The sequence below is a fragment of the Nocardioides panacihumi genome (genome assembly GCF_039530925.1).
Classification (GTDB): Bacteria; Actinomycetota; Actinomycetes; order Propionibacteriales; family Nocardioidaceae; genus Nocardioides; species Nocardioides panacihumi.
On the sequence record NZ_BAAAPB010000008.1, the window covers coordinates 288,385 to 303,346 of the forward strand.

Genomic DNA, 14,962 nt, shown 5'->3' on the forward strand with positions numbered 1-14,962 from the left:
CATGGCCGCGAAGCGCACCCCGCTGATGGCGGGGAACTGGAAGATGAACCTCAACCACCAGGAAGCGGTGGTGCTGGTCCAGAAGCTGGCGTGGACGTTGTCCGACAAGCGTCACGACTTCGGCCAGGTCGAGGTGGCGATCTTCCCGCCGTACACCGACATCCGCTCCGTCCAGACGCTCGTCGACGGCGACCGGCTCCACGTCAAGTACGGCGCGCAGAACCTGTCCAACCACGACGAGGGCGCCTACACGGGCGAGATCTCCGGGGCGATGCTGGCGAAGCTGGGCTGCAGCTACGTGATCGTCGGACACTCCGAGCGGCGCGAGAACTACGGCGAGACCGACGAGTGGGTCGCGCTCAAGGCGCGTCAGGCCCTCAAGCACGGTCTCACTCCGATCGTCTGCGTCGGCGAGGGCCTGCACATCCGGCAGGAGGGCGAGCACGTCCGGTACACGACCGACCAGGTCGCCCGCTCGCTCGACGGTCTGACCAGCGAGCAGGTCGCGGGCCTGGTCATCGCCTACGAGCCGATCTGGGCGATCGGCACCGGTGAGGTCGCGACCGCGGAGGACGCGCAGGAGGTCTGCGCCGGCATCCGGGCCCAGGTCCGCCAGGCGCACGGCGAGGACGTCGCGTCGTCGGTGCGCATCCAGTACGGCGGCTCGGTCAAGGCATCGAACGTGGCAGCGATCATGGCGCAGCCCGACATCGACGGCGCGCTCGTGGGAGGGGCGAGCCTGCAGGTGGACGAGTTCGCCGCGATCTGCCGGTTCTATGCCATGCCGATGCTCTGAGCAGCGACGTACGTGACGTAGGATCCCCTCGTGCTGGAATTGCTCTTCACCATCGTCCTGCTCATCGCGAGCGCGCTGATGATCCTGCTGGTGCTGCTCCACAAGGGTCGCGGCGGCGGGCTGTCCGACATGTTCGGCGGCGGCGTCTCGAGCTCGCTCGGAGGCTCCTCGGTCGCCGAACGAAACCTGGACAGGCTGACGGTTGGCATCGGCGTCATCTGGTTCGCCTCTGTCATCGCGCTCGGCCTGCTCAAGGCCTACTGAGAAATCCGAAAGGGACGAACGTGGCTGGTGGTGGCAACGCGATCCGGGGTAGCCGGGTCGGGGCCGGTCCGATGGGTGAGGCCGAGCGGGGCGAGGCTGCTCCGCGCAAGGCGGTCACCTACTTCTGTGCGCACGAGCATCGATCGGTGGTGACGTTCGCCGTCGAGGCGACGGCCCCGGACTCGTGGGACTGCCCGAAGTGTGGGCTGCCCGCGAGCCTGGACTCCGACAACCCGCCGCCGGCGCCGAAGATCGAGCCGTACAAGACGCATCTCGCTTACGTGAAGGAGCGTCGCAGCGACGCCGAGGCGCAGGTGATCCTCGATGAGGCGATCCAGCTGCTCCGGTCACGTCGGAAGTCGGGCGACATCATCTTCTGACGCCTGCAGCGCTTCATCGACGACGAAAGGGCCGTCACCCCGCTGGGGTGGCGGCCCTTCTCGGTTCAGGACACGAGCCGGACGGTCTTGTCGCGGCTCGCAGGCTCGTCCACGACGCGGTCGGCACGGTCGGCACGGTCGGCACGGTCGGCACGGTCGGCCTCGATGGCCCGCCTGATCCGGTCGAGCCCGACCGAGAGCGGGATCGAGGCGCGCAGGTCGGCTGCGTACTCAGCCAGGACGTCCAGGACGGCAGGCGAGGCCCACGTGCACGCCTCGACCCGCCCCATCCGCTGGGCGGTGATCTCGGCGTCGATATGGGCGTCCCGCGTGCGGTGCGTGCTCACTGGTGTCTACCTCGCGTCTCGGCTGTCGGGCCACCGTTGCGTCTTCCCATCGGCGCTCGGAGCGAGGTCTTGAGCGGAACCGTCAGAGCCCCGAGGCGCTCTCCCGGTCGAGGAACCAGATCGTCTCGTCCCGGCCCGTCACGCCGGAGGCGGGGATCTCGTGGAGGTCCCGACCGCCGAGGGCGGCCGCGACGGCGTCCGCCTTGCCGCTGCCCGAGACGAGGAACCACACCGAGGCGGACCTGTTGAGCCGCGGGTAGGTGAGGCTGATCCGCTCCGGAGGCGGCTTCGGTGAACCCGTGACGCCGACCGCGGCGCGGTCCGACACGTCGAGCTGTGCGAAGCCCGGGAACAGCGACGCGATGTGCCCGTCGGGACCCGCCCCCAGCATGAGGATGTCGAAGACCTCGGGGCCGTGCTGCTCCAGCTCCGCCTCGTAGGCCCGGGCGCCCTCCTCGACGTCGGCGGCGTCGGCCGTCGACGCCATCTCGTGGACGCGGTGGGGCGGAACTCCGACCGCGTCGATGAACGCGGCCCGCGCCTGCGCGACATTGCGGTCGGGGGAGTCGGGCGCGACGAAGCGCTCGTCGCCGAACCAGAGCTCCACGGCCCCCCAGTCGACGCCTGACTCCGGCGCGAGCCGGGTGATCTCGTGGTGGATCTTCTCGGCGATCGTGCCACCCGTCAGCACGACGTGCGGCACGTCGCCGGCCGCCTGCAGATCAGCGATCCGGCTGAGCAGCTCGCCGGCCACGGCCGTCGACAGCGCCGCGGCGTCCTCGTGCACCTCGACGCGGGCATCGTCCTGAGTCATCGGGCCTTCTTCCTGGTCGGGCGTGGATGGGCGAGCCGCCGGGCCGTGGCGGCGTAGACCTCGTCCTCGTCGAGACGACGCAGCTCCTCGGCGAGGAGCTCGGGCACGTCACGCCGTTTGAGCGCGATCGGGCGATCGGGGCGTCCCGGGGTCGTGAACGTCGCGAGCCGCCCGTCCGGGCGAGCGATGCGGATCGGGCCTGCGGCGGTGTCCAGGGTGACCTGGGTGATGCCGGGACCGTCCGAGGCGCGACGCGCGACGGGCACGCGGAGCCTGTCCTCGAGCCAGGCGACCAGCAGGTCGGCGCTCGGATTGGCGCGCTCCGAGGAGACGGACGCGCCGGTGACCTTGACGGGGTGCTGGTCGAGCGCCGCCGCCAGAAGCGCGCGCCACGGTGTCAGCCGGGTCCACGCGAGATCGGTGTTGCCCGGGGCGTGCAGGTCGCACCGCTCCCGCAGCAGTCGCGAGCGGTTCCGTCCGACCGAGGCGCTGTCGGTGATGCGACGCTGGGCGAGCCTCCCGAGCGGGTCGCCGGCCGGGTCGGCCGGCGCGTCGTGCGGCCACCAGATGACGACGGGGGAGTCGGGGAGCAGCAACGGGAGCACGACCGACTCGGGATGCTTCGCTACCTCGCCGGTCAGCCTGATGAGTGCCGTCTCGCCGCCCCAGCCGTTGCCGATGCCCACGGCGGCGTTCACCGTGCCGTGGCCACGCTTGTCGCCGAGCACGACGGCGAGCACCCGCGCCGGGTGCTCCCGGGACGCCTGGCGGGTCTGGTCGAGCGCGGCGTCGGCGTACTCCTCCTCGACGACGATGACAAGGGTCAGCACCATGCCCATAGCGGGTGATCCTGCGTGTCGGCGGGCCCGCACGAGCTCGGCCGCGATCCCGGCCGCGTTGGTCTGCTCGATGGTGATCACGGGCGCCTCCAGGTGCGCCCGTCGCGGGCGAGCATCTCGTCGGCGGAGGCCGGACCCCAGCCTCCCGACGCATAGTCGTCAGGGCCCCGCCCGGAGTCGTCGCGGTCCGCCCAGTGATCGAGCACGGGATCCAGGATGCGCCACGACAGCTCGACCTCCTCATGACGCGGGAAGAGCGGTGGGTCACCGAGCAGCATGTCGAGGATGAGCCGCTCGTAGGCCTCCGGCGAGGACTCCGTGAACGAGCCGCCGTACGCGAAGTCCATGTTGACGTCCCGGATCTCCATCGCGGTGCCCGGCACCTTCGAGCCGAAGCGGGTCGTGATGCCCTCGTCGGGCTGGATCCGGATGACGAGGGCGTTCTGGGTGAGCTCCTCGGTCGAGGAGGCGCCGAACGGCAGGTGGGGAGCACGCTTGAAGACGACCGCCACCTCCGTCACCCTCCGGCCGAGCCGCTTGCCGGTGCGCAGGTAGAACGGCACGCCGGCCCAGCGCCGCGAGTCGATCCCCAGCTTCACGGCGGCGAACGTCTCGGTGGTCGACTTCGGGTCGATGCCGTCCTCCTGCCGGAAGCCGAGCACCTTCTCGCCACCGGCCCAGCCCGCGGCGTACTGGCCCCGGGCGGTGTGGCGGGACAGGTCGCGGGGGAGGACGACGGACGCGAGCACCTTCTGCTTCTCGATCCGCAGCGCCGCCGCGTCGAAGGAGGTGGGCTCCTCCATCGCGACCAGAGCCATCAGCTGCATGAGGTGGTTCTGGATGACGTCGCGAGCGGCGCCGATCCCGTCGTAGTAGCCGGCCCGGCCGCCGATGCCGACGTCCTCGGCCATGGTGATCTGGACGTGGTCGACGTAGTTGCTGTTCCAGATCGGCTCGAACATCGTGTTGGCGAAGCGGAAGGCCAGGATGTTCTGGACCGTCTCCTTGCCCAGGTAGTGGTCGATCCGGAAGACGGAGCCGTCCGGGAAAGCGCTGTCGAGGAGACCGTTGAGTTCCTGCGCGCTGGCCAGGTCGTGGCCGAACGGCTTCTCCACGACGACGCGCCGCCAGGTGTCAGCGGTCGCGCCGGCCAGGCCGTGCTCCTTGAGCTGACCGACGACGTCACCGAAGAACCGCGGCGGGATCGCGAGGTAGAAGGCGTGGTTGCCGCCGGTGCCGCGGACCTGGTCGAGCTCCTCGATGGTCCGACGCAGCCGGTCGAAGGCGACGTCGTCGTCGAAGTCGCCCGGCACGAACCGGAAACCCTCGGAGAGCTGCTTCCACACCTCCTCCCGGAACTCGGTGCGCGAGTGCTGCTTGACCGCGTCGTGGACGACTTGCGCGAAGTCCTGGTCGGCCCAGTCGCGCCGTGCGAAGCCGGTCAGGGCGAAGCCCGGTGGGAGCAGGCCGCGGTTGGCGAGGTCGTAGATCGCCGGCATGACCTTCTTGCGCGACAGGTCGCCGGTCACCCCGAACAGCACGAGGCCGCACGGGCCCGCGATCCGAGGCAGCCGTCGGTCCTGCGGGACGCGCAGCGGGTTCGACGTCACCCCGCCGTCACCGCCGCCGGTGGGCACGGTAGAAGTCGATCAGTCCGCGTGTGGAGGGGTCCTGCTCGGCCGCCACCTCGGCGTCGCCGGCGACGGCCGGGCTGATCTGCATGGCGAGCTGCTTGCCGAGCTCGACGCCCCACTGGTCGAAGCTGTCGATGCCCCACACCGCGCCCTCGGTGAAGGTGATGTGCTCGTACAGCGCGATCAGCTGGCCGAGGACCGACGGCGTCAGGTCCGCCGCCATGATCGACGCCGTCGGCCGGTTGCCGGTGAAGACCCGGGCCGGGACGATCGCCTCCGGAGTCCCCTCCGCGCGCACCTCCTCGGCCGTCTTGCCGAAGGCGAGCGCACGGGTCTGGGCGAGGAAGTTGGCGAGGAACAGCTCGTGGACGTCGACGCTCTGCCCGTCATGGACGTCCTGCAGCGGGTACGCCGGGTTGGCGAACGCGATGAAGTCGGCCGGGATCAGCCGCGTGCCCTGGTGGATCAGCTGGTAGAACGCGTGCTGGCCGTTGGTGCCCGGCTCTCCCCAGAACACCTCGCCGGTCTGCGTGGTCACCGGCGTGCCGTCCGAGCGCACGCCCTTGCCGTTGGACTCCATCGTCAGCTGCTGGAGGTACGCCGGGAAGCGGTGCAGCAGCTGGGAGTAGGGCAGCACCGCGTGCGTCTGGGCGCCGAGGAAGTCGGCGTACCAGATGTTGAGCAGGCCCATCAGCGCGGGCACGTTCGTGGACGTCTCGGCGGTGCGGAAGTGCTCGTCCATGGCGTGCATGCCGGCCAGGAACTCGGCGAACCTCTCGGGGCCGATGGCGACGACCAGGGACGTGCCGATCGCCGAGTCGACCGAGTAGCGGCCGCCCACCCAGTCCCAGAAACCGAACGCGTTCGCCGGGTCGATGCCGAACGCCGCGACCTTGTCGAGGGCGGTGGAGACGGCGACGAAGTGCTTCTCGATCGCCTCCTTCTCGTCGAACCCCGCGGAACCGCCGTCAGCCAGGTGTTCGAGGAGCCAGGCCTTGCAGAGTCGGGCGTTCGTGAGGGTCTCGAGCGTCCCGAAGGTCTTGCTGGAGACGATGAAGAGGGTGGTCGCCGGGTCGAGGCCGGCGAGCTTGGTCGCCGCATCGGTCGGGTCGATGTTGCTGATGAACCGGCATTCGATCTCGCCCTCGCCGTCGGGCAGAGCGCGGTAGGCCGCGAGCGCCTCGTACGCCATCACCGGGCCGAGGTCGGAGCCGCCGATCCCGATGTTGACGACCGTGCGGATCCGTTCGCCGGTGACACCGGTCCACGCGCCGGAGCGCACACGGTCGGCGAAGTCGTAGACCCGCTCGAGGACCGCGTGCACCTGAGGCACGACGTCAGTGCCGTCGACCACCAGTGACGCGTCGGCCGGCAGCCGGAGAGCCGTGTGGAGCACGGCGCGGTCCTCGGTCACGTTGACGTGCTCGCCGCGGAACATCGCCTCCCGGCGCTGGGCGAGGCCGACCTCGTCGGCGAGCGCCAGGAGTGCCGCGAGGACCTGGTCGTCGACGAGGCCCTTCGAGAGGTCGACGTGGAGGTCGGCCGCGTCGTAGGTCAGACGCGCTGCCCGGCCAGGATCGGCCGCGAACCAGCCGCGCAGGTCGGGGGAGAACCCTTCGGCCAGCGCGGCCAGTCGGTGCCAGGCCCCGGTCGTCGTCGGATCGACCGGCCCGGCCGAGCCCCCAGTCGTCACGCCTGGGCCGCCTGCGCCATCTGCCCCTTGACGGTGTCCACCAGCTCGATCCACGAGGCCTTGAACTTGTCGACGCCCTCGGTCTCGAGCGTCAGGAAGACGTCGTCGAGGTCGACACCGGCGGCCGCGATCTGGTCGAAGAGGGTGTGCGCCTCGCCCGACCTCCCCGTGACCTGGTCGCCCCGGAGCTCACCGTGGTCGGCGAAGGCGTTCATCGTCTTCTCCGGCATCGTGTTCACCGTGTCGGCGACCACGAGGTCGGTGACGTACAGCGTGTCCGGGTACGCCGGGTTCTTGACACCGGTCGAGGCCCACAGGGGACGCTGCGCGTGGGCGCCTGCGGACTCGAGCGCCTTCCACCGGTCCGAGGAGAAGACCTCCTCGAAGGCGGCGTACGCGAGCCGTGCGTTGGCGACCGCGGCCTTGCCGCGCAGCGCCAGCGCCTCGTCGGTCCCGATCTTGTCCAGCCGGGCGTCGATCTCGGTGTCGACGCGGCTGACGAAGAAGGACGCGACGGAGCGGATGGTCGAGAGGTCGACGCCGGCCTCCCTGGCCTGCTCGAGACCGGTCAGGTAGGCGTCCATGACCTGGCCGTAGCGCTCGGTCGAGAAGATCAGCGTGACGTTGACGCTGATGCCCTCCGCGATGGCAGCGGTGATGGCCGGCAGACCCTCCAGGGTGGCGGGGATCTTGATGAGGACGTTCGGCCGGTCGACCGCTGCCCACAGAGCCTTCGCGCTGTCGATGGTCGGCTGCGTCTCGTTCGCCAGGGTCGGCTCGACCTCGATGGACACCCGGCCGTCGTCCTTGGTGGCCTGCGCGACGGGCGCCATGATGTCGCAGGCGTTGCGGACGTCCTCGGTCGTCAGCTCGAAGATGACCTTGTCGACGTCGGCGCCGTCCGCGACCAGGCGGCGGACCTGGTCGTCGTAGCGCTCGCCGTTCGCGATGGCCGCGGCGAAGATGGTCGGGTTGGTCGTGACGCCGACCACCGACTTCTCCTTGACGAGCTCGGCGAGGTTGCCGGTCTCGATGCGCTCACGGGACAGGTCGTCGAGCCAGATGGACACGCCGGCGTCGGCCAGCGCCTCGAGACGATCGCTCTGAGTAGTCACGGTTTCTCCTTCGGATCGTTGGTGGAAAGCGCTTGGAGGGCTACGCCTGCTTGGCCGCGGCCTGGATGCTGTCCTTGGCGGCCTGGGCCACGGCATCGGCGGTGAAGCCGAACTCCTTGAAGACGCGGGCCGCGTCGGCCGAGGCGCCGTAGTGCTCGAGGCTGACCATCCGGCCGGCGTCGCCGACGTACTCGCGCCAGCCCTGCCGGATGCCGGCCTCGACGCTGACACGGGCCTTGACGGTCGGCGGGAGCACCTCGTCGCGGTAGGCCTGGGTCTGCTGCTCGAACCACTCGATCGACGGCATCGAGACGACGCGGGCGTTGACGCCCTCCTCCTTGAGCTGCTCGCGTGCCTTGACCGCGAGCTGCACCTCGGAGCCCGTGCCGATGAGGATGACGTCGGGCTGGCCGCCGTCGGCCTCGACCAGGACGTAGCCGCCCTTGCCGACGTTCTCGGTCGTGGCGAAGCCCTGCTCGCCCCGCGGGAACGTGGGCATGGCCTGGCGGCTGAGGATGAAGCCGGCAGGGCGGTCGGAGTTGTGCAGGATCTGCAGCCACGCCGCCGCGACCTCGTTGGCGTCACCCGGACGCACGATGTCGAGGCCGGGGATGCCGCGCAGCGCCCACAGGTGCTCGACCGGCTGGTGGGTCGGGCCGTCCTCGCCGAGCCCGATCGAGTCGTGGGTCCAGATGTAGATGACCGGGGCCTGCATCAGCGAGGCCACCCGCACGGAGCCGCGCATGTAGTCGGAGAAGGTCAGGAAGGTGCCGCCGAAGACGCGGGTGCCACCGTGGACGGCGATGCCGTTCATGATCGCGCCCATGCCGTGCTCGCGGATGCCGAAGTGCAGCACCCGACCCTCGAGCGGGTCGCCCTCCCACAGGTTGGTGGAGCGCTCCTTCGGGATGAACGACTTGGCGCCCTCGATGGTGGTGTTGTTGGACTCGGCCAGGTCGGCGGAGCCACCCCACAGCTCGGGCATCAGGTCGGCGACGGCGTTGAGCGTCTTGCCGAAGGCCGCGCGAGTGGCGATGCCCTTCTCGTCGGCGTCGAACGTCGGCAGAGCCTCGGCGACGCCGTCGGGGACGGCGCGGTCCTTCATCCGGCGGAGGATCTCGGCCTTGTCGGCGTTCGCGGCGGCCCAGTCGTCGTACCGCTTGTCCCACTCGGCGCCCCACGCCTTGCCGCGCTCCAGAAGGCCGCGCGTGTGGGCGAGGACGTCGTCGGGGACCTCGAAGGTCTGCTCCGGGTCGAAGCCGAGGATCTTCTTCGTGGCGGCGACCTCGTCGACACCGAGCGCCGAGCCGTGCGCCTTGCCGGTGCCCTGGGCCTTCGGGGCGGGCCACGCGATGATCGTGCGCAGGACGATGAGGGACGGCTTGCCGGTCTCCGCCTCGGCGGCCTTGATCGCCTCGAAGAGGGCGGGCACGTCCTCCTCGTACGTCGTCATGTCGTGCGTCCAGTCGACGGTCTGGACGTGCCAGCCGTACGCCTCGTAGCGCTTCGCGACGTCCTCGGTGAACGCGACGTCGGTGTCACCCTCGATCGAGATCCGGTTGGCGTCGTAGATCATCGTGAGGTTGCCGAGCTCCTGGGTGCCGGCGATGCTCGAGGCCTCGCCGCTGACGCCCTCCTCCAGGTCGCCGTCCGAGCAGATGGCGTAGACGTGGTGGTCGAAGAGCGAGTCGCCCTCGGCGGCGGTCGGGTCCAGCAGGCCGCGCTCGCGACGGGCGGCCATCGCCATGCCGATCGCGTTGCCCACACCCTGGCCGAGCGGGCCGGTGGTCACCTCGACGCCCGCCGTGTGGCCGAGCTCCGGGTGGCCGGGGGTCTTGGAGCCCCAGGTTCGCAGGCTCTTGAGGTCGTCGAGCCCGAGCCCGAAGCCGCCCAGGTAGAGCTGGATGTAGAGCGTGATCGAGCTGTGTCCGGCGCTCAGGACGAACCGGTCGCGCGACATCCAGTTCGGGTCCGCGGGGTCGTGCCGCATGACCTTCTGGAACAGCAGGTACGCGGCGGGCGCCAGGCTCATCGCCGTACCGGGGTGTCCGTTCCCCACCTTCTGCACCGCGTCCATCGCCAGGACGCGGACGGTGTCGACCGCCTTCTTGTCGAGATCGGTCCAGTCGAGCTCGGTGGTGGTGTTCACAGGCTTCCTCTCGCGATGGTGCAGGTAGGCCCTTCGGCCATTTCCGAGCCTACTCATGCCCGGCGTTAGACTCAGCACGTGACCTACGTCGACCAGCAGGTTCCCCGCGTCCAACGCCAGGAAACCGGTGGGGCGACCGTGCGAGACGTGGTGGCGGCGTACGTCGGTCTCACCAAGCCTCGAGTCATCGAGCTGCTCCTCCTGACGACGGTACCGGTGATGTTCTTCGCCGCTCGCGGCGTCCCTTCCCTCGGACTGGTCCTCGCGACCGTCGTGGGTGGCACGCTGTCGGCGGGCTCGGCGTCGGTGTTCAACTGCGTCTACGACCGCGACATCGACGAGCAGATGCGCCGGACGCGCCGGCGTGCACTGCCCCGGCACATCGTGTCGCCGCGCTCCGCGCTCGTGTTCGGCACGGTCCTCGGGATCGTCTCGACCGTCGTGCTCTGGGCGTTCGTCAACCCACTCTCGGCTGTCCTGTCCGTGACCGCGAACGCGTTCTACGTCTTCGTCTACACGATGCTCCTCAAGCGCCGGACGACGCAGAACATCGTCTGGGGCGGCATCGCCGGCTGCTTCCCGGCGCTGATCGGCTGGACGGCTGTGACCGACTCGCTGGCGTGGGCGCCCGTCGTCCTCTTCGGTGTCGTCTTCTTCTGGACGCCGCCGCACACGTGGGCGCTCGCACTGCGCTACCGCGAGGACTACGCGAACGTCGACGTGCCGATGCTGCCCGTCGTCAAGCCGGCCCGCGCCGTCGCGCGGCAGATCGTCGCCTACTCCTGGGTGATGGTCGCGTGCTCGCTCCTGCTGTGGCCGGTCGCGGGCACCGGGGTCTTCTACACGGCCTGTGCGGTCGTCCTCGGCGCGGTCTTCCTGGTCCAGGCCTACCGCCTCCTGGCGCGGGCGCGGGGCACCGAGGACCTCTCCGTGATCCGCCCGATGCACCTCTTCCACAGCAGCAACCTCTACCTGTCGCTGCTCTTCGTCGCCGTCGCTCTCGACCCGCTGATCTCCCGCTGACGGCCTCTCTCCCGCCGAGACGTCAATTCCCACGGTCCGAGACGTCAATCCCCACGGTCCGAGACGTCGATCCCCACGGTCCGAGACGTCGATCCCCACGGTCCGAGACGTCAATCCCCACGGTCCGAGACGTCGATCCGTCCGGTCCGAGACGTCAATCCGTCACCACCGCCGGGTGCTGTAGCGATCGGCGAGCGCCTCGCGCACGCGGCGCAGCCAGTCGTCGAGCCTCGCGCTCGTGAAGTCCCCTGACCGCACGACGATGACGGTCCAGCCCTCGTCGCGCAGCCACTGCCGTCGGCGCTCGTCATGCACCGCCTGATCCGGGGCGGAGAAGTGGGCATCGAAGCCGTCGTACTCCACACAGACGCGGTGGTGGGGGTAGGCGAAGTCGAGGCGATAGGTCGGGACTCCGTCGTCCTCGACCCAGAACTGGGGCTCCGGCGCCGGCAGTCCCGCGTCGAGCAGAGCAAGGTAGACCCAGCTCTCCCTCGGCGACTCGATGAGCGGGTTGATCAGCGGGATCAACTCGCGGAGCTGGCGGACGCCACGGCGGCCGCGGAATCGCGGAAGCTCGATGAGGAGTTGCTCGCGCGTGAGCCCGTGCAGACGGGCGAGCTCGTTGAGAGCCGCATATGCCTCGCGCCGGCGCAGGTTGCAGCCGAGGTCGAGCGCGGTTCGCAGCGGGGTCGTCACCCAGATGCCTCCGATCCTCATGACGTCGCGGTCGAGCAGGTCGCGCGTGCCGCCGGCGACACCTGGCCGACGGGTGCGGGCGTGGCCGCCACGCGCGCTCGACTCGATCTCAGGCAGCACCTCCTGCTCAGCGAGGGTCAGCACGTCGACGCCGTGGAGGATGGCCGCGGTCCGATCCCGTACGACGTGATGCTCGTCGACCACGAAGGAGAGGCAGGCGGCGCGCAGCTCGACCGTGTCGGTGAGGCACGAGTCGACGTACACGCCGCGGAACGGCTCGCGGATGCGCCGCGTCTCGATGAGCTCGGCGATGGCGTGCGAGCCGAGACCGCGGGCTTTGAGGTCGTCCCGCCTGAACGGCCCCATGGGCAGATTGCGTGAGTCCATGCGGCAACGGTCGTGCCCCTGGCTGGACGACCGCGGGGTGCTGATCGTCGGCGGTGGAAGCCAGTGCTCCGGGGTCGGGGTGTGTGCGCCGAGTGGTCCGGTCCGCTGAGGGATCACCTCTCGGGCCGTGGGGATTGACGTCTCGGGCCGTGGGGATTGACGTCTCGGACCGTGGGGATTGACGTCTCGGGGGAGGGAGGGTCAGGTGAGGGTGGGCTGCCGGATGCGGAGCAGCACCCAGGTGACGGCGGCCGCGATGAGGGCCGCGCCGAGCATGTGGAAGCCGACGAGGACGATGGGGAGGTTGGTGAAGTACTGCACGAAGCCGATCAGGCTCTGGGCCAGCTCGACGACGAGCAGGATCACGGCCGCCTGCACGGTCGCGGCCGGTGCGTGCAGGGCGAGGGCGGCGAAGACGAGGCCGACGGTCAGGCCGATGAAGAGGAAGACCAGGTCCGCGTGGAGCTGGGACACCTGCAGCGGCGAGAGACCGTTGCGAGGGCTGTGGGCGTCGCCGGCGTGCGGGCCGGAGCCCGTGACGACGGTGCCGGCGTAGAGGACGAGCCACGCAGCCCCGAACGTCGCCCAGGCGAGCCGCACGACAGGTCCGCCGACGACCGGCAGCTCGGCGTGGTCGATCCGCCACAGGAACAGCACGGACAGCCCGATGATCGCCATGGAGCACAGCAGGTGCAGCGAGACGATCCAGGGGTTGAGATCGGTGAGCACCGTGATGCCGCCGATGATGGCCTGAGCCGGGATCCCGAGCGCGATCCACAGCGCCAGCAGGCGCAGGTCACGGCGCCCCGACTGCCACGCGGCGACGAACGTGGCGATCGCGATGGCGGTCAGGACGAACGTCAGCGTGCGGTTGCCGAACTCGATGGCCGAGTGGATGTTGAGGTTGCCGTGAGGCGTCATCGACTCGCCGGTGCAGCGCGGCCAGGTCGGGCAACCGAGCCCGGATCCGGTCAGACGGACCGCGCCGCCGGTGACGACGAGCACGACGTTCGCGATCAGCGTCGCCCAGCCCAGTGGCCGGACGAGGCTCGGCCGGACGATGCGAGCGGTGCTGGACACGGTCATTCCCACGTGAAGGTCCTTGCGGTGAGGGCGGAGCCGATGACGGCCCAGCCGAGGAGCACGCCGAGGTCGCGCCGGGCGACGGCGCCGTCGAGGAAGGCGGTCCGGACGGCTTCGCCGAGCGCCCCGGAGGGCAGCCACTCGGCGAAGGAGCCGAAGCCGCCGTACGCCGACGCCGGGAGGACGACGGCGCCGCCGGCCAGGAGCAGCAGGTAGATGAGGTTCGCGGCGGCGAGGGTCGCCTCTGCCCGCAGCACTCCCGCCACGAACAGTCCGAGCGATGCGAACGCGGCCGTGCCCAGCACCACCGCGAGGAGGAACCCGACGGCGCCCGCCTCGGGCGTCCAGCCGAGCAGCTGGGCCACGCCGCCGATGACGAAGAGCTGGACGAGCTCGACGAGCACCAGGGCCAGCACCTTGCCGGCGAGCAGTCCCAGGCGGGGGAGAGGAGAGGCTCCGAGGCGCTTGATGACGCCGTAGCGCCGCTCGAAGCCGGTGGCGATCGCGAGGGAGGTGAACGACGTCGACATGATCGCCAGCGCGAGCACACCCGGCGTGAAGAGATCGACCAGGGGGCGGCCCTCGAGGACCTTCGGCGAGAGGCTCAGGTGCTGTCCGCCCTTGACCGCGCCGACGAGGACGATGACCGGGATGACGACCGCCAGCAGCAGCTGCTCACCGTTGCGCAGCATCAGCCGCGCCTCCATCGACGCCTGCGCCAGCACCTGCCGGTGGAGCGGCGCACCGGCCGGCTTCGGGGTGAAGGTGCCCGTGGTCACGGCTGCAGCTCCCGTCCGGTCAGCTCCAGGAACACGTCCTCGAGGCTGCGGCGTCCGAGGGTCAAGGACTCGGGCAGAACGTCTTGCTCCTCGCACCACCGGGACACACGCGCCAGCGTGGTGCTGTCGGCCGGACCGGTCACCAGGAGACTGCGCTCGTCGAGCTGGGTCACCTCGGTCTGGGCACCGAGCGCGGCGCGCAACGAGTCCGGGGCCCCCGGTGGGAACGGCCGGGTGACGACGAGCCTGATCGTGGCGGCAGCGCCGCCCCGCGTCAGCTCGAGCGGGGAGCCCGAGGCGATCAGGCGGCCGTGGTCGATGATGTGCACCCGATCGGCCAGCTGCTCGGCCTCGTCGAGGTAGTGGGTGGTCAGCACGACGGTCACACCGTCCTCGCGCAGCTCGCGCAGCAGGTCCCACGTCGTACGACGGGCGGCCGGGTCCATCCCGGCCGTCGGCTCGTCGACGAACACGATCTCGGGGCGTCCGACCAGCGCCATCGCCAGGCCGAGCCGCTGCTGCTGGCCGCCGGAGAGGCGTCGGTACGGCGTGCGCCCGCACTCGTCCAGCCCCAGACGATCCGCGAGCATGCCGATGTCGAGCGGGTGGGCGTGCAGTCGCGCGATGTGTCGCAACATCTCCATCGCCCGCACGCCGCTCCAGGCACCCTGGCCCTGCAGCATCACGCCGATGCGGGGGAGAAGCTCACGCCGGTCGGCCACCGGGTCCAGCCCGAGCACGCGGACGCGGCCGGACTGTGGCCTGCGATAGCCCTCGCAGGTCTCCAGCGTGGTGGTCTTGCCGGCGCCGTTGGGACCGAGGACGGCGGTGATCGAACCGCGTACGACGGAGAGGGAGAGCCCGTCGACGGCGGTCTTGTCGCCGTACCGCATCACCAGGCCGTCGACCTCGACAGCAGGGGGTGGAGCGTCGGGCACCCGAGCAGTCTAGGAACCGACCGGT

Annotated in this window: 15 protein-coding genes; 4 read left to right on the forward strand and 11 right to left on the reverse strand. The window is 70.3% G+C overall.

Annotation, left to right across the window (positions count from 1 at the left end):
- The first annotated feature begins 1 nt into the window (after position 1).
- From tpiA to ABD205_RS22310, 3 genes are read left to right on the forward strand one after another with little or no spacing between them, the layout of a single operon-like run.
- Entirely contained in the window at positions 2–796 is a 795-nt protein-coding gene (tpiA, locus tag ABD205_RS22300; RefSeq protein ID WP_344048791.1) for a triose-phosphate isomerase, read from the forward strand.
- A 33-nt stretch (positions 797–829) separates the two neighbouring features.
- Positions 830–1,060 carry a preprotein translocase subunit SecG gene (gene secG, locus ABD205_RS22305; RefSeq protein ID WP_344048902.1) on the forward strand — a complete coding sequence of 77 codons (231 nt, stop codon included), beginning with the start codon at positions 830–832 and terminating at the stop codon, positions 1,058–1,060.
- A 20-nt stretch (positions 1,061–1,080) separates the two neighbouring features.
- On the forward strand, positions 1,081–1,440 hold the full coding sequence (locus tag ABD205_RS22310; protein ID WP_344048793.1) for an RNA polymerase-binding protein RbpA: 360 nt from the start codon (positions 1,081–1,083) through the stop codon (positions 1,438–1,440).
- Between the two features lie 65 nt (positions 1,441–1,505).
- Here ABD205_RS22310 and ABD205_RS22315 read toward each other — a convergent pair whose 3' ends face one another.
- From ABD205_RS22315 to tkt, 7 genes are all read right to left on the reverse strand, one after another.
- Positions 1,506–1,787 (reverse strand): hypothetical protein, encoded by a 282-nt coding sequence (locus ABD205_RS22315; RefSeq protein WP_344048795.1) that lies wholly within the window; start codon positions 1,785–1,787, stop codon positions 1,506–1,508.
- Between the two features lie 82 nt (positions 1,788–1,869).
- Positions 1,870–2,601 carry a 6-phosphogluconolactonase gene (gene pgl, locus ABD205_RS22320; protein WP_344048797.1) on the reverse strand — a complete coding sequence of 244 codons (732 nt, stop codon included), beginning with the start codon at positions 2,599–2,601 and terminating at the stop codon, positions 1,870–1,872.
- Positions 2,598–3,521, reverse strand: a complete 924-nt coding sequence (locus ABD205_RS22325) for a glucose-6-phosphate dehydrogenase assembly protein OpcA (RefSeq protein ID WP_344048799.1) — start codon at positions 3,519–3,521, stop codon at positions 2,598–2,600. The genes pgl and ABD205_RS22325 overlap by 4 nt, the downstream gene beginning before the upstream one ends.
- Positions 3,518–5,077: a glucose-6-phosphate dehydrogenase gene (gene zwf / locus ABD205_RS22330; protein WP_344048801.1), complete on the reverse strand. Its 1,560-nt coding sequence runs from the start codon at positions 5,075–5,077 to the stop codon at positions 3,518–3,520. Before zwf ends, ABD205_RS22325 begins: the two co-directional genes overlap by 4 nt.
- The gene (gene pgi, locus ABD205_RS22335; RefSeq protein WP_344048803.1) at positions 5,058–6,767 is read right to left on the reverse strand and encodes a glucose-6-phosphate isomerase; all 1,710 of its coding nucleotides are present in this window, start codon (positions 6,765–6,767) and stop codon (positions 5,058–5,060) included. The genes zwf and pgi overlap by 20 nt, the downstream gene beginning before the upstream one ends.
- Positions 6,764–7,882 carry a transaldolase gene (gene tal, locus ABD205_RS22340; RefSeq protein WP_344048805.1) on the reverse strand — a complete coding sequence of 373 codons (1,119 nt, stop codon included), beginning with the start codon at positions 7,880–7,882 and terminating at the stop codon, positions 6,764–6,766. Before tal ends, pgi begins: the two co-directional genes overlap by 4 nt.
- A gap of 40 nt (positions 7,883–7,922) precedes the next feature.
- A complete protein-coding gene (gene tkt / locus ABD205_RS22345) occupies positions 7,923–9,959 on the reverse strand; it encodes a transketolase (RefSeq protein WP_425573099.1) in 2,037 nt (678 codons plus the stop codon).
- Between the two features lie 150 nt (positions 9,960–10,109).
- On the opposite strand from tkt, the gene ABD205_RS22350 reads away from it, so the two are divergent.
- Entirely contained in the window at positions 10,110–11,054 is a 945-nt protein-coding gene (locus tag ABD205_RS22350; RefSeq protein ID WP_344048809.1) for a heme o synthase, read from the forward strand.
- Between the two features lie 162 nt (positions 11,055–11,216).
- Here the strand turns inward: ABD205_RS22350 and ABD205_RS22355 are convergent, their stop codons facing one another.
- The 4 genes from ABD205_RS22355 to ABD205_RS22370 all read right to left on the reverse strand — a co-directional run bounded on the left by ABD205_RS22355 (position 11,217) and on the right by ABD205_RS22370 (position 14,937).
- Positions 11,217–12,137 (reverse strand): DUF559 domain-containing protein, encoded by a 921-nt coding sequence (locus ABD205_RS22355; RefSeq protein ID WP_344048811.1) that lies wholly within the window; start codon positions 12,135–12,137, stop codon positions 11,217–11,219.
- A 201-nt stretch (positions 12,138–12,338) separates the two neighbouring features.
- Positions 12,339–13,223 carry a COX15/CtaA family protein gene (locus ABD205_RS22360; RefSeq protein WP_425573100.1) on the reverse strand — a complete coding sequence of 295 codons (885 nt, stop codon included), beginning with the start codon at positions 13,221–13,223 and terminating at the stop codon, positions 12,339–12,341.
- Positions 13,220–13,999: an ABC transporter permease gene (locus ABD205_RS22365; protein WP_344048815.1), complete on the reverse strand. Its 780-nt coding sequence runs from the start codon at positions 13,997–13,999 to the stop codon at positions 13,220–13,222. The genes ABD205_RS22360 and ABD205_RS22365 overlap by 4 nt, the downstream gene beginning before the upstream one ends.
- Positions 13,996–14,937 carry an ABC transporter ATP-binding protein gene (locus ABD205_RS22370; RefSeq protein WP_425573096.1) on the reverse strand — a complete coding sequence of 314 codons (942 nt, stop codon included), beginning with the start codon at positions 14,935–14,937 and terminating at the stop codon, positions 13,996–13,998. Before ABD205_RS22370 ends, ABD205_RS22365 begins: the two co-directional genes overlap by 4 nt.
- Positions 14,938–14,962: the final 25 nt, after the last annotated feature.